Source organism: Pseudomonas sp. Pmew2, from assembly GCF_058129885.1.
In genome coordinates this window covers 2,309,564-2,336,251 of the sequence record NZ_CM176702.1, presented here as the reverse complement: position 1 = coordinate 2,336,251, position 26,688 = coordinate 2,309,564, and the positions used below count along the sequence as shown (strand labels likewise).

Sequence of the window (26,688 nt, the reverse complement as noted above, 5' to 3'; positions counted from 1 at the left end):
ATCGTTCCGCACGCTCCGCGTGGGAATGCCGTTCGTGACGCTCTGCGTCACACAAGCCGCTCGGCAAGCCCGTGCAGAAACGCCTCGGCAAGCACCACGTTGTCATGCCGCTGATCAACCGTTGTCGAGCTGCGCAGCCCGTTGACCGAGCACTGTTCAAGCAGCACCGCTTCAGCCCGGGCAATCTGTCCTGGCGCACGGCTCTGCCCGGCCCACCAGCAATCGGCCTGTACGTTAAGCGTTTTCAGGGTAAATGCCTGGCTCAGTTGTGCGTTGGCTTCCAGTAGTTTGTAACCGGTTTCGATCTCGTCCTGCACGGCGATGTCCTGGAATATGCTGCGCAGGTTGTCGGCGTTCATGCCGGCCTCCAGCGCGACATGGTCGACCACCCAGTCAATCACCTCACCCTCGCTGGACAGCGACTGCCGGGCGGTTTCGATAAGCCCCACAATCGACGCTTCCTGCAAGCCCGGCACAAACGCCTGCAAGCTTTTGATCAGGCTGCGGTAGTAGTTTTCGCCCTGTTTTTGCGTGGTGACTTCCGGCGCTTCTTCGACCCACTCCATCCCCACCGAGGCAGGCAACTGGGTGTCCACCAGCCCGAGAAAGCTCACCGTGTCGCCCTCACGCTCAAGTACATGCGCCACCTCGATGGCCAACGCACCGCCCATCGACCAGCCCAGCAGGTTGTAAGGCCCGTGCGATTGAGTCATACGGATTTGCTCGACGTAGTAATCGACCATTTCCTGCCACGACGTATCAAACCAGCCCGGCACCACGTAAGCCTTGTTGACCAGCCCGTAAACCGGTCGGCTGTCGCTCAATTGGCCAGCCAGCGGGTAATACGAGTAGGTGCCGCCACCGCCCGGTGGCAGGCAGAACAACGGCGCATTGTCCGATCGATTGGCGTTCATGACGATGACCGCCGATTTGACCTTAGCCTCATTGGTACGCATGAAATCGGCCAGCTCACCGAGGGTCTGCATCAACAGGAAATCATGCAGTTTGATGGAGACATCAAACGTCTCGCGAATCCTGCCTGCCAGCGAAACCGCCAGCAGCGAGTGGCCGCCCAGGGCGAAGAAGTTGTTGTTGAGCCCTACCCGTTCGACTTGCAGCACCTGCTCCCACAACGCGGCAAGACGTTGCTCGAATTCCGTACGTGGCGCGACGTGGCCTTGCTGTGAACGAGCCACGTCCGGTTTGGGCAGTGCCCGGCGATCCAGCTTACCGTTGGCGGTCAGCGGCATCACATCAATGAAGACAAAGTATGTCGGCACCATGTGATCCGGCACGTGAGCCTTAAGGTGCGTTTTCAGGGTTTCGCGCAGAGCGTCCGAGTCCTGAGCAGCATCAGTGCGCACCAGATACGCCACCAACTGCTTGCCGGAAGGCCCGTCAATATCGATTACATTGGCTTCTCGCACACCGGCATGCTCATGCAGACGCGCTTCGATCTCGCCCAGCTCGATACGCAGCCCGCGAATTTTCACTTGATGGTCGATACGCCCGGCGTATTCGATAACGCCTTCGTCACGATAACGCGCCAGATCCCCGGTGCGGTAAAGACGCCCGCCCTGCTCGTCGAACGGGTCCGGCACAAAGCGTTCAGCCGTCAGCGCTGCACGGTTGTGATAACCCCGCGCCAGACCAACGCCACCCAGATACAGCTCTGCCGCAACGCCTTGCGCGGCAGGCAGCAAGCCGTCATCCAGAATGTGGGTTTTCAGGTTATCGATGGGTCGACCAATCGGCACGCTGAGCACGTCGTCCGGGGTGCAGGTCCAATGAGTGACGTCGATAGCCGCTTCGGTCGGGCCGTACAGGTTGAACAAACCCGCCTGCGGCAGACGCTTGAGCACCTGACCGGCCAGTTCGGCAGGCAGTGCTTCGCCGCTGCACACCACACGACGCAGGCTGTTACAGTTTTCCACCTGAGGATGGGTGAGAAACGCCTGGAGCATCGACGGGACAAAGTGCAGTGTCGTGACCTCATGTTCGCGGATGGTCTGCACCAGCCGCTCAGGGTCGCGATGATCGCCCGGCAACGCCACGGCCAAACGTGCTCCGGTCAGCAGCGGCCAGAAGAATTCCCACACCGACACGTCGAAGCTGAACGGGGTTTTCTGCAACACCGTATCGCTGCCATCCAGCGCGTAAGCCGTCTGCATCCAGTGCAAGCGGTTGACCAGGGCGCGATGGCTGTTGCCCGCGCCTTTTGGCTTGCCGGTCGAACCCGAGGTGTAAATCACATACGCCAGATTCAGCGGATGGCTGAGGTTTTCCGGGTTGGCAGTGCTGTATCCGGCCAGCCAGTCGCCGTCCTGATCCAGGCACAGACTTTGTACCTGAGCAGGAACCGGCAGACTTTCCAGCAACAAAGTCTGGGTCAGCAGCAAACCGATGCCGCTGTCCTGCATCATGTACGCCAAACGATCTTCAGGGTAATCCGGGTCCAGCGGCACGTAAGCGCCACCTGCCTTGATAATCGCCAGCAAACCGACCACCAGTTCCAGACTACGCTCGACACAAATCCCCACCAGCACGTCCGGACCGACACCCGCTTCACGCAAGCGGTGGGCAAGCTGGTTGGCGCGGGCGTTAAGTTGCGCATAGCTCAGTTGTTCAGCCGCAAAAATCAGTGCCGGAGCGTCCGGCGTGGCCTGTACCTGGGCTTCGATCAGGCTGTGCAGGCAGTGCTCATCAGGGAAATCGACAGCCGTGGCGTTCCAGTCGCGAACAATCTGCTGCTGCTCATGATCATCCAACAGCGCCAGCTCACCAATCGCCGCCTGCGGATCACGCACCAATGCCTGCAAAACCTGGCTCAGATGCGCCGACAACTGCGCCATGTGCTGCTCGCTGAAATGCTGGCGGGCATAGCTGAAGCGCATCGACAGGGTTTCGCCCAGATTGACCACCAGAGTCAGCGGGTAATGAGTCTGCTCCTGGGTGTGCAGGCCGCCGAACACCAGCCCCTGCGGCGCGGACTGTTGCAGCGCTTCGGAAACCGGGTAGTTTTCGAACACCAGAATGTTGTCGAACAGCGCCTCGCCAGCGCTGCGTGCCCAGCGTTGAATCTCGTACAACGGTGTGTGTTCATGCTCACGCAGGGCGATGTTCTTCGCCTGCACTTGCTGAACCCAGTCCGCCACCCGCTGTTCCGGGCGCGGGCTGGCGATTACCGGCAAGGTGTTGATGAACAGCCCCAGTTGCTCCTCGACGCCCGGCAGGTCAGCCGGACGCCCGGCCACGGTTGCGCCGAAGGTCACGCTGGACTGCCCCGTGTAGCGTTGCAGCACCAGCAGCCAGGCCGATTGCACCAGCGTGTTGAGGGTGACGCGCTGCTCGCGGGCAAACTCGCTCAACTGGCGGGTGCCATCGGCATCGATCAGTTGCAGGTAATCGCCATGCCCCTGCTCGCTCCCGGACGCTTTGAAGGCCTGAACCAGCCGGGTCGGCTCGTCCAGTTCGGCAAGCTGGCCGGTCCAGGAACGTTCACTGAGCGCAGCATCCTGGCGTTGCAGCCATTCGATATAGTCGCGATAACGACTGACTTGCCTCGGCAGCGTCTGGCCGCTGTAGCGTTGCAGCACCTCGCCCAGCAGGCGCGAGCTGCTCCAGCCATCCATGAGAATGTGATGGCTGGTGTAGATCAGTTGATGCGTCTGTTCGCCAGTGCGCAATACGGCCAGGCGCAGAAGTGGCCCCCGAGCCAGGTCGAAGCCCTGCTGGCGATCGGCATTCGCCCAATCGTCGATCCATTCGCCTGATTGCGCACGAGCATCCAGTTCGACAAACGGCATGCTGACATTGCGCAACACCACTTGCAGCGACTGCTCAAGATGGCTGACAAAGCCGCTGCGCAGTACTTCATGGGCATCCAGCGTGGCCTGCCAGGCGGCACGGAAACGCGGCACGTCCAGGCCACTGACCTCGACGCGCATCTGGTTAATGTAATTGCCCGCGTCCTGCTCGAACAGGGTGTGGAACAGCATGCCCTGCTGCATCGGTGCCAGCGGGTAGATGTCTTCGATCTGCGCCGCAGGGATTGGCAAACTGCTCAACTGCGACTGGCTCAGGCGTGCCAGTGGGAAGTCCGACGGAGTTACCCCAGCCACGCCGTCAGTGGTGCAATGCGCAATCAATTGTTGCAGTTCAACCGCGTATTCGTCGGCCAGCCGCTGCACGGTGTCGCGTTCAAATACCGCACCGCTGAAGGTCCAGCTCAGGCGCAATTCGCCGCCATACACCTGGCCATTGATGCTGACCGGCGCACTCAGCGGCGCATCGGCGCTCTGCGACGCGCCGCTGCTCTCGGCCGAGGGCGTGAACAACGCGCCTTGTGCGTCGAAGCTGCCGTCGAACTGCCCGAGGTAATTGAACACGATACTGCCCAGCGGCAACGCTTGCAGGGTCTGCCGCGCCGATTCACTGCCCAGATAACGCAGGGCGCCGTAACCAATGCCCTTGTCGGGCACTGCGCGCAGCTGTTCCTTGATGGTCATGAGCGAATCGGCCAACGTGGCCTGCGGCGTGAGCCGGACCGGATACAGGTTGCTGAACCAGCCGACCGTACGGGTGATGTCCAGTGTGTCGAAGAGGTCTTCGCGGCCATGCCCTTCCAGACGAATCAGGGCATGCGGTTGCGCGGTCCAGCGACTGACCACCCGCGCCAGCGCGGTCAGTAGCAGGTCGTTGATCTGCGTGCGATAAGCCGCCGGAGCGTCTTGCAACAGCTGCCGGGTCTGCTCGCCATTCAGTTGCGTGACCACCGACAGCGCGTGCTTCTGTTGCTGACCGCCGTGCGGGTGATCGCTGGGCAAGGCGTCGCTGACGTCCTGCAACTGCATCTGCCAATAATCCAGTTCCTGCGCCAGCACAGGGCTTTGCGCGTAGGCCTGCAAGTGCTCGGCCCAGCTTTGCAGCGAGCTGGTTTTCGTCGCCAGCGCCAATGGCTGGCCTGTTGCGATGGCGACATACGCCTGTTGCAGATCTTCCAGCAGCACCCGCCACGACACGCCATCCACCACCAGGTGATGGATCACCAGCAACAAACGCTGCTCGCCCTGCGGCAAGTCGACCAGCACCGCACGCAGCAACGGGCCGTTTTTCAGGTCCAGACTGCGTTGTGCTTCGTCGGCCAGTTCAGACAAGCGCTCGGCACTGTCCAGTTCGTGGGTCCACAGCAGGTCGCGAGTGTTCAGCGCGCCGAACGTGGCTTGCCATTGGCCGTTCTGTTGGGTGAAACCCAGACGCAGCGCGTCGTGCTGTTCGATCAGCGCGGTCAGTGCAGCTTGAAGGTGGATTGCATCCAGCGTTTGCAGGGGCTTGAGCATCAGCGCCTGATTCCAGTGCTGACGCTCGGGAATATCCTGTTCAAAGAAACGTGCCTGAATCGGCAGCAACGGCAGCGAGCCACTGACCTGTTCAGCCACCGCAGCAGGCTTTTTCTGGATCAGTTTTGCCACCGAGGCCAACTGGCCGATGGTCTGCTTTTCGAACAACTGCTTGGGGCTGAGCTTGATGCCCTGGCGCTTGGCGCGAGCGATGATCTGCAGACTGAGAATCGAGTCGCCGCCCAGTTCGAAAAAGTTGTCGGTGCTGCCGACCTGTTCCAGCTTCAGTACGTCCGCCCACACGGCGGCGAGCTTTTCCTCGATCTCGCCGACTGGCGCGGTGTAGCGCTGTTTGACCACGCCGGGTTTAGGCAAGGCGCGCTTGTCGAGCTTGCCGTTGGCCGTCACGGGCAGCCTGTCCAGCAGCATGATCTGCGCGGGCACCAGGTATTCGGGCAAGCGCGCAGCCAGTTGCTCGCGCAGGCCTTCGACATTCAGGCTCGCACCGGCCGCCGCAACGCAGTACGCCACCAGTTGCAGGCGTGTTTCGTCGCTTTCCAGCGGCTGCGCCAGCACCACGACTTCGGCGACGTTTTCCAGGGTTTGCAGTAACTGGCCGACTTCCCCCGGCTCGACCCGGTAACCGCGGATTTTCACCTGATCATCCGCGCGCCCCAGGTACTCCAGCACGCCGTCCACCCAGCGCGCGCGGTCACCCGCACGGTACAGGCGCTGACCATCGGCATGCGGGTCCGGCACGAAGCGTTCGGCGGTCATCGCCGCACGGCCCAGATAGCCCTGCGCCAAGCCTTGACCGCCCAGATACAGCTCGCCTGCCACACGCTCGGCAACCGGCTTGAGATAGGCGTCCAGCACCCGCGCTTTGCCATTGGCCAGTGGTTGACCGACCGGCACACTGCGGCAAGCGTCAACGCGCTCGGCGACTTCATGGGTGAGGATGCCGACCGTGGTTTCCGTCGGGCCGTAGTGGTTGACGATCCGGCAGCCCGGTTTGAGCGCGCGGATTTGCTCGATCAACGCCCAGGAACTGGCCTCGCCACCCAGAATCAGCAATTGGCCCGGCAGCACGTCGGCCGGGTTGGAGGCTTGCAGCAGCCCCTGCAAATGGCTGGGTACGATTTTCAGCACTTCAACCTGATGCTCAGCCATGTAACGGGCGAAGCCATCAGGGTCGAACGCCTGCTCATGAGACAGCAAATGCAGCGGCCGACCGGACGCCAGCGCACCGAACAGCAGCGTATGGCCCAGGTCTGCGGCGACCGTCGACACCATCGCCATGCTCGCCCCGTCATCCAGCGACAGGCGCTCAAGCACGCCCTGCACGTAGTTGGCCAGCGCGCCGTGGCTGATCACCACGCCCTTCGGCTGCCCGGTGGAGCCGGAGGTGTAGATGATGTACGCCGGTTGCCCGGCGATGACACGCACATTCAGCGCACTGCCATCCACCGCGGACCATAGCGCAGCATCGAAGGCCAGTACCGGGCACACACCCAGTTGCGCGGCCTTGTCGTCGCCGGACGCGTGAATCAGCAACGCCGCGCCGCTGTCACGAACCAGTTGCTGCAAACGCTCGGCAGGTTGTGCGCTGTCCAGCGGCAGGTAAACGGCACCGAGTTTGAGCACTGCCAGCAGGCTGACCACCCATTCCACAGAGCGGTCCAGGCACAGCGCAACGATCATGCCCGGCTTGATGTCCTGCGTATGCAGGTAGCGGGCGAACTGGTTACTGCGTTGTTCAAGTTCATCAAAGCTCAACACCTGCTGGCCAACGCGCAACGCGGTCTTACCACGTCCGATGCGCAGGCCCTGTTGCCACAGGCTGAGGAAGTCGTCGCAGGCAAAATCGGCGGTCTGTTCAGCAATCGGCAGCGACACCGTTTGCGGCTGATCGGCAAGTCGCTGGTCGGTGTCTGCGACCAGCGCTTGCAGTACAGCGCGCAGCGCCTCGGCCATGCGCTCGATGGTCGATGGCTCGAACAGGTCGGTGGCGTAAGTGAAATAACCGCGTATGCCGCCCGGCGTGTCGGTGAAGTCGAAGGCCAGATCAAAGCGCGCATCGCTGCTGCCAATCGGAAATTCATCGACGGTCAGGCCCGACACACGTTGCCCGCTGTCGTCGGCCGCCAGCACATGCTGATTGATCTTGAACTGGAACAACGGGTTGTGGCCCAGATTACGCTCGGGCGCCAGCGCATCCACCAGATGTTCAAAGGGCAGTTCCTGATGCGACTGGGCACCGGTCACGACCTGTTTCACCTGATCCAGCAACTGCGCAAAGCTCTGCTGTTCGTCCACCTGCACACGCAACACTTGAGTATTGATGAAGAAACCAATCAGGCCTTCCAGCTCGCTGCGGGTGCGCCCGGCATTGGGCGCGCCGATGCGAATGTCGGTCTGACCACTGAAGCGCGACAGCACCAACGACAGCGCCGCCAGAGTCAGCATGAACAAGGTCTGGCCGCTATTGCGCGCAAGGCTTTTTAGTTGCGCGGACAATTGTTCCGGCACATCGACGCGCACAGTCGCGCCACGCTGGCTCGGTTGCAGCGGACGCGGATGATCCAGCGGCAGGCTCAATAGCGGATGCTCTGTGCCCAACTGCTGTTTCCAGTAGTTCAACTGCCGCTCACCCTCCCCGGCTTCCAGCCACGCGCGCTGCCAGATCGCGTAGTCGGCGTATTGAACCGCCAACGCAGGCAATTGCGCTGTCTGCCCGGAGAGCTGTGCCTGATACAACTGCACAAACTCACGAATCAGCACTTCGCCGGACCAGCCATCGGAAACGATGTGATGCATGCACACGGTCAGGACGTGCTCGGTTTCAGCCAATTGAAACAGCCTGACCCGCAGTAATGTACCGCTGAGCAAATCGAAGGGCTTTTGCAGCTCGGCGCGCACCTGGTTTTCGATGTCGGCTGGCGCAACCGAGGCAAACTCAAGGGCAACGGTCGCCTGCTGAAGAATCTCCTGATAGAACGCGCCGTCCTCGGAAACAAACCGGGTGCGCAGGGTTTCGTGGCGCTGCACCAGCCTGTCCAGCGCTGCGCTCAATGCCTGGCGGTCCAGCCGGCCATTCAGACGCACTGCCATAGGCACGTTGTACGCGGCGTTGCCCGGTTCCATCTGCCAGAGAAACAGCATGCGCTGCTGGGCGTAGGACAGCGGGATACGCGCTACATCATGCCGGGTTACAGCGATGGGCAGCAGTTTGAAGCTCTGCCCGGTCTCTTGCATCTTGTTCAGAATCTGGCGGCGCTGTTCGACGGGCAAACCAACGAAACGCTGGGCGATACGCTCTGCTGCAGACTTGTCCATGTCAGATACCCGCCATTTCATTCATCATTTTTTCAATATCGGACAAGCCGTCCTCGGTCAGCGACAAACCGCTGCTCGCGAAAGCCTGAATAAATTCGTTCAATTGCGGTTTCTCGAAAATCAGGCGCAGCGGGATGTCGATCCCCAGGCCCGTGTGAATTCTGGAAATCAGTTGTGTGGCCAGCAGCGAATGGCCGCCCAGTTCGAAGAAATCGTCGCTCAACCCGACGCGCTCGACTTTCAGCACGTCGGCCCAGATCGCAGCCATTTGCTGCTCCTGTTCAGTCGACGGCGCGACGTACTGGCGCTGCAACTGGCTGGCGTCCGGTGCCGGCAGGGCTTTGCGATCCAGCTTGCCGTTGGCGCTCAGCGGCATGCTTGCCAGCCAGACGAAGTGGGTCGGCACCATGTAATCGGGCAGTGTTTCCTTGAGATACGCCTTGAGTGCATCCCGCAGGTGATCGCCACTGTGCTCAGCCACCAGATAGGCTGCCAGCTGCTTGCCGGATGAGCCGTCAACGTCGACAACTACAGCTTCCTGAACGTTTTCGTGTTCCAGCAGGCTGGCTTCGATCTCGCCCAGTTCGATACGCAGGCCGCGAATCTTCACCTGATGGTCGATACGACCGGCGTATTCGATAACGCCTTCATCGCGATAACGCGCCAGATCCCCGGTGCGGTAAAGACGCCCGCCCTGCTCGTCGAACGGGTCCGGCACAAAGCGTTCAGCCGTCAGCGCCGCGCGGTTGTGATAACCCCGCGCCAGACCGATACCGCCGATGTACAGCTCTGCCGCAACGCCCTGCGCGGCAGGCAGCAATCCGTCGTCGAGGATATGGGTTTTCAGGTTATCGATAGGTCGACCAATCGGCACGCTGAGCACGTCGTCCGGGGTGCAAGTCCAATGCGTCACGTCGATAGCCGCTTCGGTCGGGCCATACAGGTTGTACAAGCCCACTTGCGGCAGACGCTTGAGCACCTGACCGGCCAGTTCGGCAGGCAGTGCTTCGCCGCTGCATACCACACGACGCAAGCTGTTACAGCTTTCCACCTGAGGATGGGTGAGAAACGCCTGGAGCATCGACGGGACAAAGTGCAGCGTCGTGACCTGATGTTCGCGGATGGTCTGCACCAGCCGCTCCGGATCGCGATGATCGCCCGGCAACGCCACGGCCAAACGTGCGCCGGTCAGCAGCGGCCAGAAGAATTCCCACACCGACACGTCGAAGCTGAACGGGGTTTTCTGCAATATCGTATCGCTGCCATCCAGCGCGTAAGCCTTCTGCATCCAGTGCAAACGGTTGACCAGGGCGCGATGGCTGTTGCCCGCGCCCTTGGGCTTGCCGGTTGAGCCGGAGGTGTAAATCACATACGCAAGATTCAGCGGATGGCTGAGGTTTTCCGGGTTGGCAGTGCTGTAACCGGCCAGCCAATCGCCCTCCTGATCCAGACAAAGGCTCTGTACTTGAACCGGCAGGCGCTGTAGCAGCGCACTCTGGGTCAACAGCAAACCGACACCGCTGTCCTGCATCATGTAAGCCAGACGGTCCTCGGGGTAATCCGGGTCCAACGGCACGTAAGCGCCACCGGCCTTGATGATCGCCAGCAGACCAATGACCATATCCACGCTGCGCTCGACACAAATCCCCACCAGCACGTCCGGACCGACACCCGCTTCACGCAAGCGGTGGGCAAGCTGGTTGGCGCGGGCGTTAAGTTGCGCATAGCTCAGTTGTTCAGCCGCAAAAATCAGCGCCGGAGCGTCTGGCGTGGCCAGCACCTGCGCCTCGATCAGGCTGTGTAGACAGTGCTCGCCAGGGAAATCGGCAGCTGTGGCGTTCCAGTCGCGAACAATCTGCTGCTGTTCGGCAGCGTCAAGCATTGGCACTTCAGCGATGCGCTGACCCGCATTGGCGCAAATGGCCTGCAACAGCGCGAGCCAGTGCCCGGCCATGCGCTCGATGGTGCTGCGCTCGAACAGCGCGGTGGCATAGGTCAGGCCCGCACTCAAACCGCCATCGTGTTCGGCGGTGTTGAGGGTCAGGTCGAACTGCGCCGGATAGCTCTCGGAAGTCAGCGCTTCGACCTGCAAACCGGGCAGTGCGCGCACCTCGGCGCTGGCCTGGCTCTGGTGGTTGAACATCACCTGGAACAGCGGGCTGTGGCTGAGGCTGCGTTGAGGTTGCAAGGCCTCGACCAGCTGTTCGAACGGCAGTTCCTGATGCGCTTGAGCTTGCAGGGCCGCATGTTTGACCTGCTGCAGCAGCTCGCTGAACGTGGTGTGCAGGTCGAATTCGGCGCGCAGCACCTGGGTGTTGACGAAGAAACCGATCAGGCCTTCGGTTTCCGCGCGGGTGCGGTTGGCAATCGGCACGCCGACACGAATGTCCGGCTGGCCGCTGTGGCGATGCAGCAAGGTCTGGAACGATGCCAGCAACAGCATGAACAGTGTGACGCCCTGTTGCCGCGCGACCTGTTTCAAGTCGTCGATCAACGCTGGCGCCAGCTCGACCGCCAGCCGCGCACCGGCGTGGCTTTGCACGACAGGGCGCGGATGATCGGCGGGCAATTCCAGAATCGGCTGCTGTTCGCCCAGTTGCTGCTTCCAGTAATCCAGCTGCCGCGCCTGTTCTCCGGCGTCCATCCAGTTGCGCTGCCACAGCGCGTAGTCGGCGTATTGCATGTCCAGCGCGGTCAACACCACCTCACGGCCCTGGCTGTAGCCTTCGTACAGGCGCACCAGTTCATCGACCATGATCGGCATCGACCAGCCATCGGAAACGATGTGGTGCTGGGTCAGAATCAGCACATGTTCGTCAGCAGCAAGGTTCAGCAAGCGAACGCGCAGCAGCGGGCCCTTTTCCAGATCGAACGGGCGCTGCATTTCCTGCTGCACGCAGGCTTCAAGGGTTTGACCGGCAGGCACGGACTCGACCATCAGGGTCAAGGCAAGCGGCGCATGGATGATCTGCACAGCCTGTTCGCCCTGCTGGCGGAAGGTAGTGCGCAGGGTTTCGTGGCGGGCAATCAATGCGCTGAAACTGTGCTCCAGCGCGGCAATGTCCAGCGAGCCGCTCAGACGCAGGGCCGCAGGAATGGTGTAAGCAGTGCTTTCTGGATCAAGCTGCCAGAGAAACCACTGGCGCTGCTGCGCGTAAGACAAGCCCAGCGGCTGGCTGCGGTCGGCCTTGATAAAGCGTGGCGCAGCATTGCCCTGCCCGTTGCCCGCCGCCTGGGCGAAGGCTGCCAGATCACGCGCTTCGAACAGGTCGCGCAACGACAGTTCGACGTCCAGTTGCTGACGGATGCGCGAGATCACCTGAGTGGCGAGCAACGAATGCCCGCCCAGTTCAAAAAAGTTGTCGCTACGCCCGACCTGCTCAACTTTCAGCACATCAGCCCAGATCGCCGCCAGTTGTTGTTCCAGATCGCCTTGCGGGGCGATGTAGGTCGCCTGCAACTGGCTGGCATCCGGCGCGGGCAGCGCCTTGCGGTCCAGCTTGCCGTTGGCGGTCAGCGGCATCTCGTCGAGGACGATAAAATGCGTCGGCACCATGTAATCCGGCAGATGCGCACGGAGCTCGGTCTTCAGGGTTTCGCGCAGGCTTTGCTGATCCTGATCAGGCTCGGCTGGGACTAGATACGCGGCCAATTGCCCGTCCACGGCCAGCACGATCACTTCGCGCACGGTCGGGTGCGCTTGCAGCCGCGCTTCGATTTCACCCAGTTCAATGCGGAAACCACGGATCTTCACCTGATGGTCGATACGCCCGGCGTATTCGATCACTCCGGCAGCGCGATAACGGGCCAGGTCGCCGGTGCGGTACAGGCGACCGCCGTCGCTGGAGAACGGGTCCGGCACGAAGCGTTCGGCAGTCAGCGCCGCACGGTTGTGATAACCCCGCGCCAGACCCGCATGGCCAATGTGCAGTTCGCCGCTGCAGCCTTGGGCGACCGGATTGAAATCAGCGTCCAGCACGTACCACGACAAATCCGGGATCGCCTCGCCAATCGGGCTGGCCGGGTTTTGCGTGTCGGCCTCGGTGATTGGTCGGTAAGTGACATGCACGGTGGTTTCGGTAATGCCGTACATGTTGATCAACTGCGCTGCCTGATCGCCGAAACGGTCGAACCACGGCTTCAGGCTGGCCACGTCCAGCGCTTCGCCGCCGAAGATGACTTTTTCCAGCGACATCGGCACGGGCGAATCACACGCCACACGCATCAACTGCTTGAACGCCGACGGCGTCTGGTTAAGCACTGTGACGCGCTGTTCCACCAGCAGCGCATGGAAGTCTTCCGGCGAACGGGTCACCTCGCGCGGCACGATAACCAGTCGGCCGCCATGCAGCAGCGCGCCGAAAATCTCCCACACCGAGAAGTCGAAGGCGAAGGAATGGAATAGCGTCCACACGTCCTTTTCGTTGAAAGCAAACCACTCGTCCGTGGCAGCAAACAGGCGCATCAGGTTGTGATGGGCGAGCAAGGTGCCTTTCGGCTTGCCGGTCGAGCCGGAGGTGTAGATCACGTAGGCCAGATTGTCCGGCGAGGTCTGGTTGACCGGGGTTTCCGTGCTGTAACCGTCCAGCGCATCCGCCAGATCCAGTGTCTGAACATGTGCAGGAATCGGCAGGTGCCCAAGCAAATGCGCCTGGGTCAGCAACAATTCGATACCGCTGTCGTGCATCAGAAAGCTCAGGCGATCCTGCGGGTAATCCGGGTCCAGTGGCACGTATGCGCCACCGGCCTTGAGGATCGCCAGCATCCCTACAATCATGTCCAGACTGCGTTCAGCGGCCAGCCCCACGCGAACATCCGGGCCAACGCCCTGCTCGCGCAGTTTATGGGCCACCTGGTTGGCGCGGCAGTTGAGCTGTTGATAGCTCAGTTGCTCGCCAGCAAAAGTCAGGGCAATGGCCAACGGCGTGCGCTCGGTCTGGGTTTCGATACGTTGATGGGCGCAATATTCACTTGGATAAACCGCAAGGTTAGGGTTCCAGTCGCGCAAGGCGTCTTGCCGTTCTTCGACGCTTAACAGCGGCAGATCAGCGATACGCTGGTTGGCGTCGCGGCACATGCCATTCAGCAGGTTGCACCAATGCCCGGCCATGCGCTCGATGGTTGCGGCGTCGAACAGGTCGGTGGCGTAGGTCAACGAAGCGGCTAGGCCGTTCGGGCGTTCGCAGGTGTCCAGGGCCAGGTCGAACTGCGCCGTGTGTTTGTCGGACACCTGATATTCCAGGCGCAGACCGGCCAGTTCGCGGGCCTCGTTGTGGCCTTCGCTCTGGTGGTTGTAGGCCACCTGAAACAGTGGGCTGCGGCTCAAGTCGCGCTGCGGTTGTAAGGCTTCGACCAGTTGTTCGAACGGCAGGTCTTGATGGGCTTGGGCCTCGACAGCAGTCTGCTTGATCTGTTGCAGCAACCCGGCCACGGTGGTTTGCGTGTCGAAGTCGGCCTTGAGCACCTGGGTGTTGACGAAGAAACCGATCAGCCCCTGGGTTTCGCTGCGGGTGCGGTTGGCGACGGGCACGCCGACGCGTATATCGGCCTGACCGCTGTAGCGGTGCAACAAGGTCTGTAACGACGCCAGCAACAGCATGAACAGGGTGATGCCCTGCTGCCGCGCCAGAGTCTTGAGGTCGTTCAGCAGCGCGGCATCCAGCTCGACATTCAATCGCGCTCCTTCGTAGCTGCGCAGCGCCGGGCGCGGTCGATCGGTGGGCAGTTCCAGAATCGGCTGTTGCTCGCCCAGCTGTTGCTTCCAGTACGCAAGCTGGCGTTCCTGCTCGCCCATTTCCAGCCAGTTGCGCTGCCAGAGGGCATAGTCGGCGTACTGAATCGGCAACGGCGTCAATTCGGCCTTGCGGCCCAGCGTGGCGGCCTGATAGCACTGCATCAGCTCGTCGACCATGATCGGCATCGACCAGCCATCGGAGACGATGTGGTGCTGGGTCAGCACCAGTACGTGCTCCTGCTCGCTCAGTTTGAGCAGCCTGACCCGCAACAGCGGCCCGTGTTGCAGATCGAAGGGCTGTTGCACTTCCTGATCGACATAACGCTCGACCGTTTCGCCAGCCGCCAGTTGATCAACTTCGAGCGCAAACGACGACGCCGGATGCACCACCTGCAACGCCTCGTCGCCCTGCTGTTCAAACGTGGTGCGCAGGGTTTCGTGACGCTCGATCAGGTGTTCGACGCTACGCCGTAATGCCTCGACATCCAGCGCGCCATGCAGGCGCAGCGCCAGCGGAATGTTGTAGGCCGCGCTGTGCGGTTCCAGTTGCCAGATGATCCATTGCCGCTGCTGCGCATAGGAGAGCGCAGACGGGGCCTGCGTCTCCCTTACAGCGATCGGCGTGACCCCGTAGAGATTCACCCCCTGGCGCTTGAGCAGGACCGCCAGCGCCTTGCGTTCACGGGCGGACAGCGATTTAACGGAGTCAAGCAACTGTTGCACTGGGGTCTCTCCTGCTAAGCAATCAAATTATCAATTTCCTCCGCTGATAAACGTTTGAGTGCCTCCAGTGATTTAGTCAATTCGTCCAGCGCATGGTCACTTTCGCCATTTTTTTCGTGCAGAGTGGCGCAGAAGTCCGCCAGCACCGGCTGTTCGAACAGGTCCTTGAGGCCGACCTCGCGCTGCAACTGCTCACGCACTCGCACCAGTATCTGTACCGCCAGCAGCGAGTGGCCGCCGAGTTCGAAGAAGTTGTCGCTACGCCCGACCTGCTCGACCTTCAGCACATCGGCCCAGATCGCCGCCAGTTGCTGCTCAAGCTCGCCTTGCGGAGCGATATAGGCCGCTTGCAACCGGCTGGCATCCGGCGCGGGCAGCGCCTTGCGGTCCAGCTTGCCGTTGGCGGTCAGCGGCATCTTGTCGAGGACGATGAAATGCGTCGGCACCATGTAATCCGGCAGATGCGACCGGAGTTCGGTCTTCAGGGTTTCGCGCAGGCTTTGCTGATCCTGATCAGGCTCGGCTGGGACTAGATACGCGGCCAATTGCCCGTCCACGGCCAGCACGATCACTTCGCGCACGGTCGGGTGCGCTTGCAGCCGCGCTTCGATTTCACCCAGTTCAATGCGGAAACCACGGATCTTCACCTGATGGTCGATACGCCCGGCGTATTCGATCACTCCGGCAGCGCGATAACGGGCCAGGTCGCCGGTGCGGTACAGGCGACCGCCGTCGCTGGAGAACGGGTCCGGCACGAAGCGTTCGGCAGTCAGCGCCGCACGGTTGTGATAACCCCGCGCCAGACCCGCATGGCCAATGTGCAGTTCGCCGCTGCAGCCTTGGGCGACCGGATTGAAATCAGCGTCCAGCACGTACCACGACAAATCCGGGATCGCCTCGCCAATCGGGCTGGCCGGGTTTTGCGTGTCGGCCTCGGTGATTGGTCGGTAAGTGACATGCACGGTGGTTTCGGTAATGCCGTACATGTTGATCAACTGCGCTGCCTGATCGCCGAAACGGTCGAACCACGGCTTCAGGCTGGCCACGTCCAGCGCTTCGCCGCCGAAGATGACTTTTTCCAGCGACATCGGCACGGGCGAATCACACGCCACACGCATCAACTGCTTGAACGCCGACGGCGTCTGGTTAAGCACTGTGACGCGCTGTTCCACCAGCAGCGCATGGAAGTCTTCCGGCGAACGGGTCACCTCGCGCGGCACGATAACCAGTCGGCCGCCATGCAGCAGCGCGCCGAAAATCTCCCACACCGAGAAGTCGAAGGCGAAGGAATGGAATAGCGTCCACACGTCTTTTTCGTTGAATGTGAACCAGTCATCCGTGGCAGCAAACAGGCGCATCAGATTGTGATGGGCGAGCAAGGTGCCTTTCGGCTTGCCGGTTGATCCCGAGGTGTAGATCACGTAGGCCAGGTTGTCCGGCGAGGTCTGGTTGACCGGGTTTTCCGTGCTGTAACCGTCCAGCGCATCCGCCAGATCCAGTTTCTGAACATGTGCAGGAATCGGTAACTGGCCAAGCAAATGTGCTTGAGTCAGCAACAGTTCGATGCCGCTGTCGTGCATCAGAAAGCTCAGGCGATCCTGCGGATAATCCGGGTCCAGCGGCACGTATGCACCACCGGCCTTGAGGATCGCCAGCATCCCTACGATCATGTCCAGACTGCGTTCAGCGGCCAGCCCCACGCGAACATCCGGGCCGACGCCCTGCTCGCGCAGTTTATGGGCCAGTTGGTTGGCGCGGCTGTTGAGCTGTTGATAGCTCAATTGCTCGCCAGCAAAAGTCATGGCGATGGCCAGCGGCGTGCGCTCGGCCTGGGTTTCAATGCGTTGATGGGCGCACTGCCCGGTCGGGTAATGCTGCACGCTTTGCGTCCAGGCAGTCGGCAGGGTCAGCTCGCCGAGACGTGCCGTTGCGGATGTACTGAGGCTTTGCAGCAAGTGATCGAAATGCGCCGCCAGTTGCAAAATGCCTTCTGCACTGAAGTGTTGCCGGTCGTAACTGAAACGTACCGACAGCACGTCGTTGGCCTCGACCACCAGTGTCAGCGGGTAATGCGCTTGCTCCTGATTGCGCAGGTCGCTGAACGTCAGACCGTCCGGCGCGCGCTGAAAGGCTTCAGACACCGGGTAGTTTTCGAATACCAGTATGTTGTCGAACAGCGCCTCGCCACTGTTACGTGCCCAGCGCTGGATGTCATACAGCGGCGTGTGCTCATGCTCGCGCAGGGCAATGTTCTTCGCCTGCACCTGCTGCACCCAGTCGCCGACGGTCTGTTCCGAACGCGGGCTGGCGATCACCGGCAAGGTGTTGATGAACAGGCCCAGTTGCTCCTCGACGCCCGGCAATTCAGCCGGACGCCCGGCCACCGTGGCACCAAAGGTCACGCTGGACTGACCGGTATAGCGTTGCAGCAGCAACAGCCAGGCCGATTGCACCAGCGTGTTGAGGGTGACGTGCTGCTCGCGGGCAAACTCGCTCAAGCGCCGGGTGCCGTCGGCGTCGATCAGCTGAATGTAATCGCCATAGCCCTGCTGATCGGTTGATGTTTTGAAGGCTTGCAGCAAGCGGGTCGGCTCATCCAGTTCAGCCAGCTCTGCGGTCCAGAAGCGCTCGCTGACATCGGCGTCCTGATCCTGTAGCCACTGGATGTAATCGCGATAACGTCCCGCCTGTTTCGGCGGCGTCTCACCGCTGTAGCGTTGCAGCACTTCGCCCAGCAGCCGCGAGCTGCTCCAGCCGTCCATCAGAATGTGGTGGCTGGTGTAGACCAGTTGCCACGCGTCGTCGCCAGTGCGCACTACCGCCAGGCGCAACAGCGGACCGTGCGCCAGATCAAAACCCTGCTGACGGTCGGCCTGCGCCCAGTCGTCGAGCCAGTTTTGCGGCTTGTCACGCGCATCCAGCTCGACAAAAGGCAGTGTGACCTGACGTTGCACGACTTGCAGCGACTGTTCGCTCTGGCTGACAAAGCAGCTGCGCAGCACTTCGTGGTTGTTGACCGCTGATTGCCATGCGTTATGGAAACGCGGCACATCCAGCCCGCTGATGCTCACGCGCATCTGGTTGATGTAGTTGCCCGCACCCTCATCGAACAGCGAGTGGAACAGCATGCCCTGCTGCATCGGCGACAGCGGGTAGATGTCTTCGATCTCGCCCGCAGCAATCGGCAAGCCGTCGAGTTGCGTTTGAGTGAGGCGCGCCAGCGGGAAGTCCGACGGCGTGACGCCCTGATGCCCGGCGGTGCAGTGGTCGATCAGCGTGGTCAGCGCCTGCTCGTAGCGGCGCGCCAGGGTATCGATGGTCGAGGCGTGGTACACCTCGCGGCTGAAGCTCCAGTCCAGTTGCAACTGGCCATCGAACACCTGACCGTTGAGGCTCAGCCAGTTGCCCAGCGGGCCGTCTTCGCACAGCGCAGTGCCAGTTTTGTCGGCACTTGGCACGAACAACGCGCCTTGTTGTTCGTTGAAGCTGCCGCCGAACTGGCCCAGGTAATTGAACGTGACCCGTGCCTGCGGCAAGGCGGCCAATTGTTGCTTAAACGACGGCTCGCCGAGATGACGTAATACGCCGTAACCAATACCTTTGCTGGGCACGGCACGCAGTTGTTCCTTGATGCCGCACAGGCTTGCACCCGGCGCGATTTGCGGCGTGAGGCGAACCGGAAACAGGCTGCTGAACCAGCCGACGGTACGGCTGAGATCGGTGTCGTCAAACAAGTCTTCGCGGCCATGCCCTTCCAGCTGGATCAGCACCGACGGCTGCTGACTCCACTCGCACAACACTTGCGCCAGCGCGGTCAACAGCAGGTCGTTGACTTGTGTGCGGTACGCGGCAGGTGCAACTTTCAGCAGCTTGTGGGTCAGGTCCTTGCTCAACCAGGATGAGGCATGGGCCGCATCGCGATTGCGCATCGAACCTTCGGGCTTGTCGCGTGGCAACGGTTGATCTGTGCCCTGTAAAGCGTGCAGCCAGTAATCGCGCTCGGCGGTCAGCGTTTCGCCGGTCGCATACTGTTGCAATTGCTCGGCCCAATGCTTGAGCGACGTGGTTTTCGCTGCCAACGCCACAAGCTGGCCCTTAGTCAGGGCGACGTAAGCCTGTTGCAAGTCTTCCAGCAGCACCCGCCACGACACTCCGTCGACGGCCAAATGATGAATCACCAGCAACAAACGCTGCTCGCCCTGCGGCAGGTTGACCAGAAGCGCCCGCAGCAGCGGACCGTTTTTCAGGTCCAGACTGCGCTGCGCCTCGTCGGCCAGTTCAGGCAAGCGCTCAATGCTGTCCAGCTCATGAATCCACAGCAGGTCGCGAGTATTCGGTGCGCCGAACGTGGCTTGCCATTGGCCGTCTTGCTGGGTGAAACCCAGACGCAGCGCGTCGTGCTGTTCGATCAGCGCGGTCAGTGCAGCTTGAAGGTGGATTGCATCCAGCGTTTGCAGAGGCTTGAGCATCAGCGCCTGATTCCAGTGCTGACGCTCGGGGATGTCCAGTTCGAAGAAGCGCGCCTGAATCGGCAGCAACGGCAGCGAGCCACTGATCTGTTCGACCGGCGCAGCAGGCTTTTTCTGGATCAGTTTTGCCACCAAGGCCAACTGGCTGATGGTCTGTTTTTCGAACAACTGCTTGGGGCTGAGCTTGATGCCCTGGCGCTTGGCGCGGGCGATGATCTGCAGGCTGAGGATCGAGTCGCCGCCCAGTTCGAAGAAGTTGTCGGTGCTGCCGACCTGCTCCAGTTTCAATACGTCCGCCCATACGGCGGCGAGCTTTTCCTCGATCTCGCCGACCGGCGCGGTGTAACGCTGTTTGACCACGCCCGGCTTGGGCAAGGCGCGCTTGTCGAGTTTGCCGTTGGCGGTCAGTGGCAGGCTGTCCAGCAGCATGATCTGTGCGGGCACCATGTAGTCGGGCAAGCGTGCAGCCAACTGTTCGCGCAGGCTGTCGACGGTCAGGCTGGCACCGGCTGCTGCGACGCAATAGGCCACCAGTTGCAGGCGCGATTCGTCTTCATCGACAGGCAATGCCAGCACGCTGGCTTGCGCAACCGAAGGCAGGTTCAGCAGCACCCGCGCCACTTCGGCAGGCTCGACACGATAACCGCGCACTTTCACTTGATCGTCGGCACGGCCGATGAATTCCAGCAAGCCCTGATGATTGCGACGCATGCGGTCGCCGCTGCGATAGGCGCGTGCACCATTCTCTGCAAACGGGTCCGGCACGAAACGCTCGGCGGTCAGCGCAGGCTGACCGATGTAGCCCAGCGCGACACTGTCGCCACCGATGTACAGCTCGCCCGCCACCTGAGTGCCAACGGGGTTCAGCACATCATCCAGCACATAAGCACTGGCCCCCGGCAACGGCGCACCGACCGGCACCTTAGTGGATAGATATAGACCTTGTGGGAGCGAGCCGGGCGACGCTTCGCTTGCTCGCGAAAGCGGTAGTAGAGCCTCAGCCTTTTGCAAGCCTGTGCTGGCCTCTTCGCGAACAAGTTCGCTCCCACAGGGAATCGTGTCCACTTTCAATTCATGGGTCAGTACGCCAACTGTGGTTTCGCTCGGGCCGTAGTGGTTGATCACCCGGCAATCCGGTTTGAGCTGACGCACCTGCTCGACCAGCGCAGGCGAACAGGCTTCGCCGCCGACGATCAGTGCATGCTGCGGCAACACATTGGCAGGATGGCTGGCCTGCAACAGCGCGGCCAGATGACCGGGCACGATCTTCAGCACGCCAACCTGATGCTCGGCCATGTAAGCCGCGAAGGCATCAGGGTCGAAACCCAGCGCCTCGGTCAGCACATGCAGCGTGCGTCCTGAACACAGCGCGCCGAACAGCACGGTATGACCAAGGTCGGCGGCGATGGTCGAGACCAGCGCCATGCTCGCCTGGGGGGCCAGTTGCAACTGCTCCAGCAGACCACGCACGTAAGAGGCCAGCGCGCCCTGTCTGACCAATACGCCCTTGGGCTGACCGGTGGAGCCTGAGGTATGAATAACGTAAGCCGCTGAATCGGCTGACAGCGTGATATCAGGACGACTGACCGGCAAGTCCTGCCACAGCGCAGGTGTCCAGGCCAGGCCCTCACAACCGGCAACATCCAGTGACGTCTGACGCACATCGCCTTCGGCACACAGCAGCACTTTGGCCTGGGCGTTGCAGAGCATCTGTCGCAGGCGCGCATCCGGGGCTTTGACGTCCAGCGGCATGTACACGCCACCGGCCTTGAAGATCGCCAGCACCGCCGTGAGCCAGTCCATCGAACGCTCCATCAACACTGCAACCGGCTGGCCTTCGCTAATACCCGTCCGGATCAGATGATGAGCCAGCTGATTGGCGCCCTGATCCAGTTCCAGCGTCGTCAGGCTGCGATCCAGACACCGGGCAGCCAATGCATGCGGCTGGTGTTCAACTTGTTGGCCCCAGAGCTGCAGCATGTGCGGCGCGGGTTCGCGCACTTGGCGCGGTGGCTCGATTGCCAGTGCACCGAGGCTGAACAACGGCGCCTGCGGCGCATCGAGCAGGGTTTTGAACAGCGCAAGCATTTCGGGAATGAACCCTTCGACGGTGGCGCGTCGATACAGGTCGCTGGCGTAGGCCATGTCGCCATGAATCAGCGTGCCGTCGTCGGTGATATCCAGCGCCAGATCGAAATGCGCGCCCTGCTTGTCGAAGGCGTATTCGCTGACTTCCAGCCCGGCAAGCTTGAGCGCGGTTTTCTGTTTGAGGATTACGTTCTGGTTGAACTTGGCCTGAAACAAAGGGTTGTGGCCCAGGCTGCGCTCTGGTGCCAGTTGATCGACCAGTTGCTCAAAGGGTACGTCCTGATGGGCCTGCGCGCCGAACGAGGTGTCACGGATCTGCGCCAGCAGGTCAAGGTAGCTCAGGCGCTCGTCCACCTGGCAGCGCAAAACCTGAGTATTGATGAAGAAACCGATCAGCCCTTCGGTTTCAGCACGACCGCGGTTGGCGTTTGGCACGCCGATGCGGATATCGCGCTGCCCGGCCTTGCGCGACAGAAACAGCGAAAAACCGGCCAGCACCAGCATGAACAGGGTCATGCCCTGCGTGCGCGCAAAGGCGTTGAGCTGGCGCGACAGATCAGCACCGAAATCAAAGCGCAGGTGCTCGCCCTGATAGCTTTGTGTCACCGGGCGCGGGAAATCCTGCGCGGCGTCCAGCAAAGGTTGTTCGTCACCCAACTGGCTGCGCCAGTAATCCAGTTGCCGCGCGCCCTCGCCCGCCTCCAGCCAGCTGCGTTGCCAGATAGCGTAGTCGGCGTATTGCAGCGGCAGCTCCGGCAGCGCAGGTTCGCGACCTTCGCAATACGCCTGATAGCAGTGCACGAACTCCTGAATCATGACGTCCATCGACCAGCCGTCGGAGACGATGTGGTGCATGCTCACCACCAGCACATGCTCGTCGCTGGCAAGACGGAACAGGTGCGCACGTAGCAACGGGCCTGTGCGCAAATCAAACGGCTGGCTGGTGACTGTGGCAACTCGCAACGCCAGTTCGGCATCGCGCAGTTCGACATCAGCCAGACCGGACAAATCAATGCTGTCCAGTGCCACGGTCTGATCATGCAGCAGCACTTGCTGCGCCTGATCACCGTCGGTGTGGAACACGGTACGCAGCACTTCATGGCGTTCGATCAGATGATCAAAGGCGCGGCGCAAGGCCGGCTCGTTCAGCGGGCCTTGCAGACGCAGGCCGGTGGTCATCTTGTAGGCGTCGCTCAGCGGGTCGAGCTGCCAGAGGAACAGCAGGCGTTGCTGGGCGAACGACAGCGGAATCGTGCTGAAATCATGACGACTGACCGGCACTGGCAACAGGCTGAAATCCTTGCCTTCCTGGCGCAAGCGGGCGAGGAACTGTTGGCGTTGTTCCAGCGGCAGGCCGACAAATCGTTTCGCGATACGTGCAACAGTGGTCCCGGTCATGCGCCAAATTCCTCCAGTGAGTCCATGAACTGGTCCATGTCGCTCCAGTCGTTATCCGTAGTGTTGTCGGTCAGCGCGGCCACTTCGACGGCAAGGTCGCTGAGCAGCGGTTTTTCAAACAGGGTGCGCAACGGCAGGCTGATGCCCAGTCGCGTCTTGATCCGGGCTATGACTTGCGCGGCCAGCAACGAATGGCCGCCCAGCTCGAAAAAGTGATCGTCGAGGCCGACCTGCGGTGCGTGCAGGACTTCTTGCCAGATGGCAGCGAGGCAGATTTCCACTTCGATGTGCGGCGCGCGATAACGCGCCTGCAACTGGCTTGCGTCGGGCGCTGGCAGTGCCTTGCGGTCCAGTTTGCCGCTGGGCGTGAGTGGCAGTTCCGGCAGCAGCAATAAATGCGTCGGCACCATGTAATCCGGCAGACTGGATTGCAACTGGCTCTTGATGCCCTGGCGCAGCGCCAGTTGCTCGGCATCGCCGTTCGCCATGACCTGCGGCACCACGTAAGCGACCAGTTGCGTGCTGCCCGCCAGCTCGACAGCCAGTACCACCGCTTCGCGCACGCCTGTGCATTGCTGCAGGCGCGATTCGATTTCGCCCAGTTCAATACGGAAACCGCGGATTTTCACTTGATGGTCGACCCGTCCGATGTACTCGACAGCGCCGTCAGCGCGCAGCCTGGCGCGGTCACCGGTGCGATACAGGCGCTCACCGGGCACGAACGGATCAGCCACGAAACGCTCGGCGCTAAGGCCGGGCTGGGCGTGATAGCCCCGCGCCAGGCCTGGACCGCCGATATACAACTCGCCCACCGCGCCCTGCGGCAGCAGATTCAGTTGATCGTCGAGCACGTACAGCCGTCGTCCCGCCAGAGCTCTGCCAATCGGCACACCGCGCCACGACACCTGTTCCGCAGTCAGTGCACTGCAATCGTGAATGCTCGATACCACCGTAGCTTCGGTCGGCCCATAGGTGTTGAGCAGGCGCACGTGCCCGAGCCCGGCCTTGTGCCACAGGCGCAGACCTTCGACAGCCATCGCCTCGCCGCCGACGTGAATCTGCCGCAGCGCGCCATAGTGCGCAGGCGGGCTGGCGGCAAAATCCTGAACCAGTGTCAGCCAGCAGGCCGCAGGCAGGTCAGCCAGGGTTACGCCGTGCTCGACGATGGCTTGATGGAAGGTGGTGCTGTCCCACAAACGCTTGTCACGCAAGACCACGGCCGCGCCGCGACACAGCGGTGGGTAGAACTGCTCGACGAAGCCGTCGAAGCTATGGGTGGCAAATTGCAGGACCCGGTCGCTTTCGCGCAGGTCGCTGTAGTTCGCGCCCAACGTTACAAATTCGGCCAGCGCACCATGACTGATCGCCACGCCTTTTGGCCGACCGGTCGAGCCCGAGGTGTAGATCACGTAGGCCAGATTGGCCGGATCAACGGCAATGTCCGGGTTTTGCGGGCTGGCTGCCGCACTGCTCATCTGATCGATGCACAGGCACTGAATACCCGCCAGCTCAGGCAGCGTCGTCTTTTGCTGGCTGTGGGTCAGCAGCAGTTTCAGGCCGCTGTCCTGCAGCACATGACGTAGACGCTCGCTCGGCGCGCTCAGGTCCAGCGGCACATAGGCACCGCCTGCCTTGAGCACCGCCAGCAGCGCGACGGGCATGTCCAGCGAACGGCCCAGCGCCACGCCGACCAGCACGTCCGGGCCGACGCCTTGCTCACGCAGTTGCCAGGCCAGACGGTTGCTGCGCTCATTCAGTTCGGTGTAACTCAGGCTGGGCGCCTGGCCTTCACGGGCGAGGATCAATGCCGGGGCGCTCGGTGTGCGCTGCACTTGCGCTTCGAACTGGCGATGCGCGGGGGTTGTGGTGTCGGCTTTGGCTGCGCTGTCGATATCCAGCAACTGAGCGCGCTCATCGGTCGACAGCATCGACAGTTCGGCAACGGTTTGCAGCGGGTCGGCACAGACCGACGCCAGCAGGTTGCGCCAATGTGCGGCCAGACGAGCGATGGTCGCCTGGTCGAAAATATCGGTGGCGTAGGTGAAAGCGGCGTTCAGCTGCTCACCTTCGCCGCTGGTGGCAAGCATCAGATCACTGGCCGCGGCGTGCGAACGCTGGGCAAGTGCCTGTTGCTCGGCAGGCAGATTGGCCACGCGCAGGCCGCCGCTCAATTGTTTGTCCAGCAGGTCGGCAACCACCGGCTGGTGGTTGAACATCACTTGAAACAGCGGGTTGTGGCTCTGGCTGCGCTCGGGTTGCAAGGTGTCGATGATCGCGTCGAACGGCAACTCCTGATGCGCCTGAGCACCGGTCGAGGCATTGCGCACGGTGTGCAGCAAATCGACAAAGCGCGTCTGCGCCGTCACTTCACTGCGCAGCACTTGGGTGTTGATAAAACAGCCGATCAGCCCTTCGGTTTCGCTGCGGGTGCGGTTGGCGATCAGGCCGCCGACACGAATGTCGGTCTGCCCGCTGTAGCGGTGCAGCAAGCTTTTGAAGGTTGCCAGCAGGACTACGAAAAGGGTCACGCCCTGACGTTGCGCGAGGGTTTTCAGGTTACGCAGCAGCTCGGGCTCCAGCGCCAGTTCCAGGCGCGCGCCATCATGGCTGGGCAGCGCCGGGTACGGGCGGTCTGTGGGCAGCTCCAGTACCGGGTGCTCTTCGCCCAGATGGCTGCGCCAGTAATCCAGCTGACGTTCCTGTTCGCCAGCCTCCAGCCAGCTGCGTTGCCACAGCGCATAGTCGCGGTACTGCACAGGCAGCGGCTGAAAAGGCAGCGGTTTACCAGCCAGCAGCGCGTCATAGCCGCGCAGCCATTCGTCGATCAGCACGTTCATCGACCAGCCGTCGGTGATCATGTGGTGCAGATTGAGCAGCAGTAGGTGTTCCTGTTCGGCGAGGCGCAATACCTGCACGGTAAACAATGGCCCGCGCTGCAGGTCGAAGGTCTGCGCCGACTGTTCGGCCATCGCCTGCCGCGCACTCGCCCAGCGCTGTTCGCAAGGCTGCTGGCTCAGGTCGATCAGGCGGATGCTGACGGGTGTCGGCGACGCAACACGTTGAAACGCCCGGTCGCCTTCCTGACCGAAGGTGGTGCGCAGGCTTTCATGCCGCTCGACCAGCGCACTGAAGGCTCGCTCCAGCAACGGTAGCTCCAGCGGGCCATTCAGGCACACCGACATCGGCAGATTGTAGGCTGCGCTGTGCGGGTCCAGTTGCCAGAGAAACCACATGCGTTGCTGGGCATAAGACAGCCCGTCACGCTCGGCCAGCCCTGCGCAGGAAGGGATCGGGAACAGCGAGAAATCCATGTTCTCCTTGCGCATGCCATCGAGAAACAGACGACGCTTTTCAAGGGGCAACTCGACAAAACGACGAGCGAGTTTCTGGGCGTGTTCGGGGTTCATGGGTCGATCCTTGCTGAATGGGGCTGACCGTCGGGCGGGGTCGTATCAACAAGAACGAATTGGCGGAGAAATATTTAGAAAGGTTTGTTGTGGCGTGGAGCGACTCTTCAGGGTTAGGCACAAGTCCGCTTGTGCTTCTGGCCGAAGGCCGTGGAAGCGTCGCCCGGTCCGCTTCCACAAAAGCACCATTACTT

General features: G+C 61.7%; 4 protein-coding genes. All 4 read right to left on the bottom strand.

Annotated elements, in window-relative coordinates; translation table 11 throughout:
* Positions 1-47 precede the first annotated feature (47 nt).
* From AC4ANK_RS10595 to AC4ANK_RS10580, 4 genes are read right to left on the bottom strand one after another with little or no spacing between them, the layout of a single operon-like run.
* Positions 48-8,675, bottom strand: coding sequence for an amino acid adenylation domain-containing protein (locus AC4ANK_RS10595; protein ID WP_460382994.1), 8,628 nt, complete (start codon positions 8,673-8,675; stop codon positions 48-50).
* Between the two features lies 1 nt (position 8,676).
* Entirely contained in the window at positions 8,677-15,132 is a 6,456-nt protein-coding gene (locus AC4ANK_RS10590) for a non-ribosomal peptide synthetase (RefSeq protein ID WP_031594919.1), read from the bottom strand.
* A gap of 14 nt (positions 15,133-15,146) precedes the next feature.
* A complete protein-coding gene (locus tag AC4ANK_RS10585) occupies positions 15,147-23,087 on the bottom strand; it encodes an amino acid adenylation domain-containing protein (RefSeq protein ID WP_460382996.1) in 7,941 nt (2,646 codons plus the stop codon).
* Entirely contained in the window at positions 23,084-26,494 is a 3,411-nt protein-coding gene (locus AC4ANK_RS10580; protein WP_460382998.1) for an amino acid adenylation domain-containing protein, read from the bottom strand. The genes AC4ANK_RS10585 and AC4ANK_RS10580 overlap by 4 nt, the downstream gene beginning before the upstream one ends.
* Between the last annotated feature and the right edge of the window lie 194 nt (positions 26,495-26,688).

Coding starts and splice junctions, on each gene's coding strand:
- AC4ANK_RS10580 (WP_460382998.1), bottom strand. CDS start 26,494: ATGAACCCCGAACACGCCCAGAAACTCGCTCGTCGTTTTGTCGAGTTG.
- AC4ANK_RS10595 (WP_460382994.1), bottom strand. CDS start 8,675: ATGGACAAGTCTGCAGCAGAGCGTATCGCCCAGCGTTTCGTTGGTTTG.
- AC4ANK_RS10585 (WP_460382996.1), bottom strand. CDS start 23,087: ATGACCGGGACCACTGTTGCACGTATCGCGAAACGATTTGTCGGCCTG.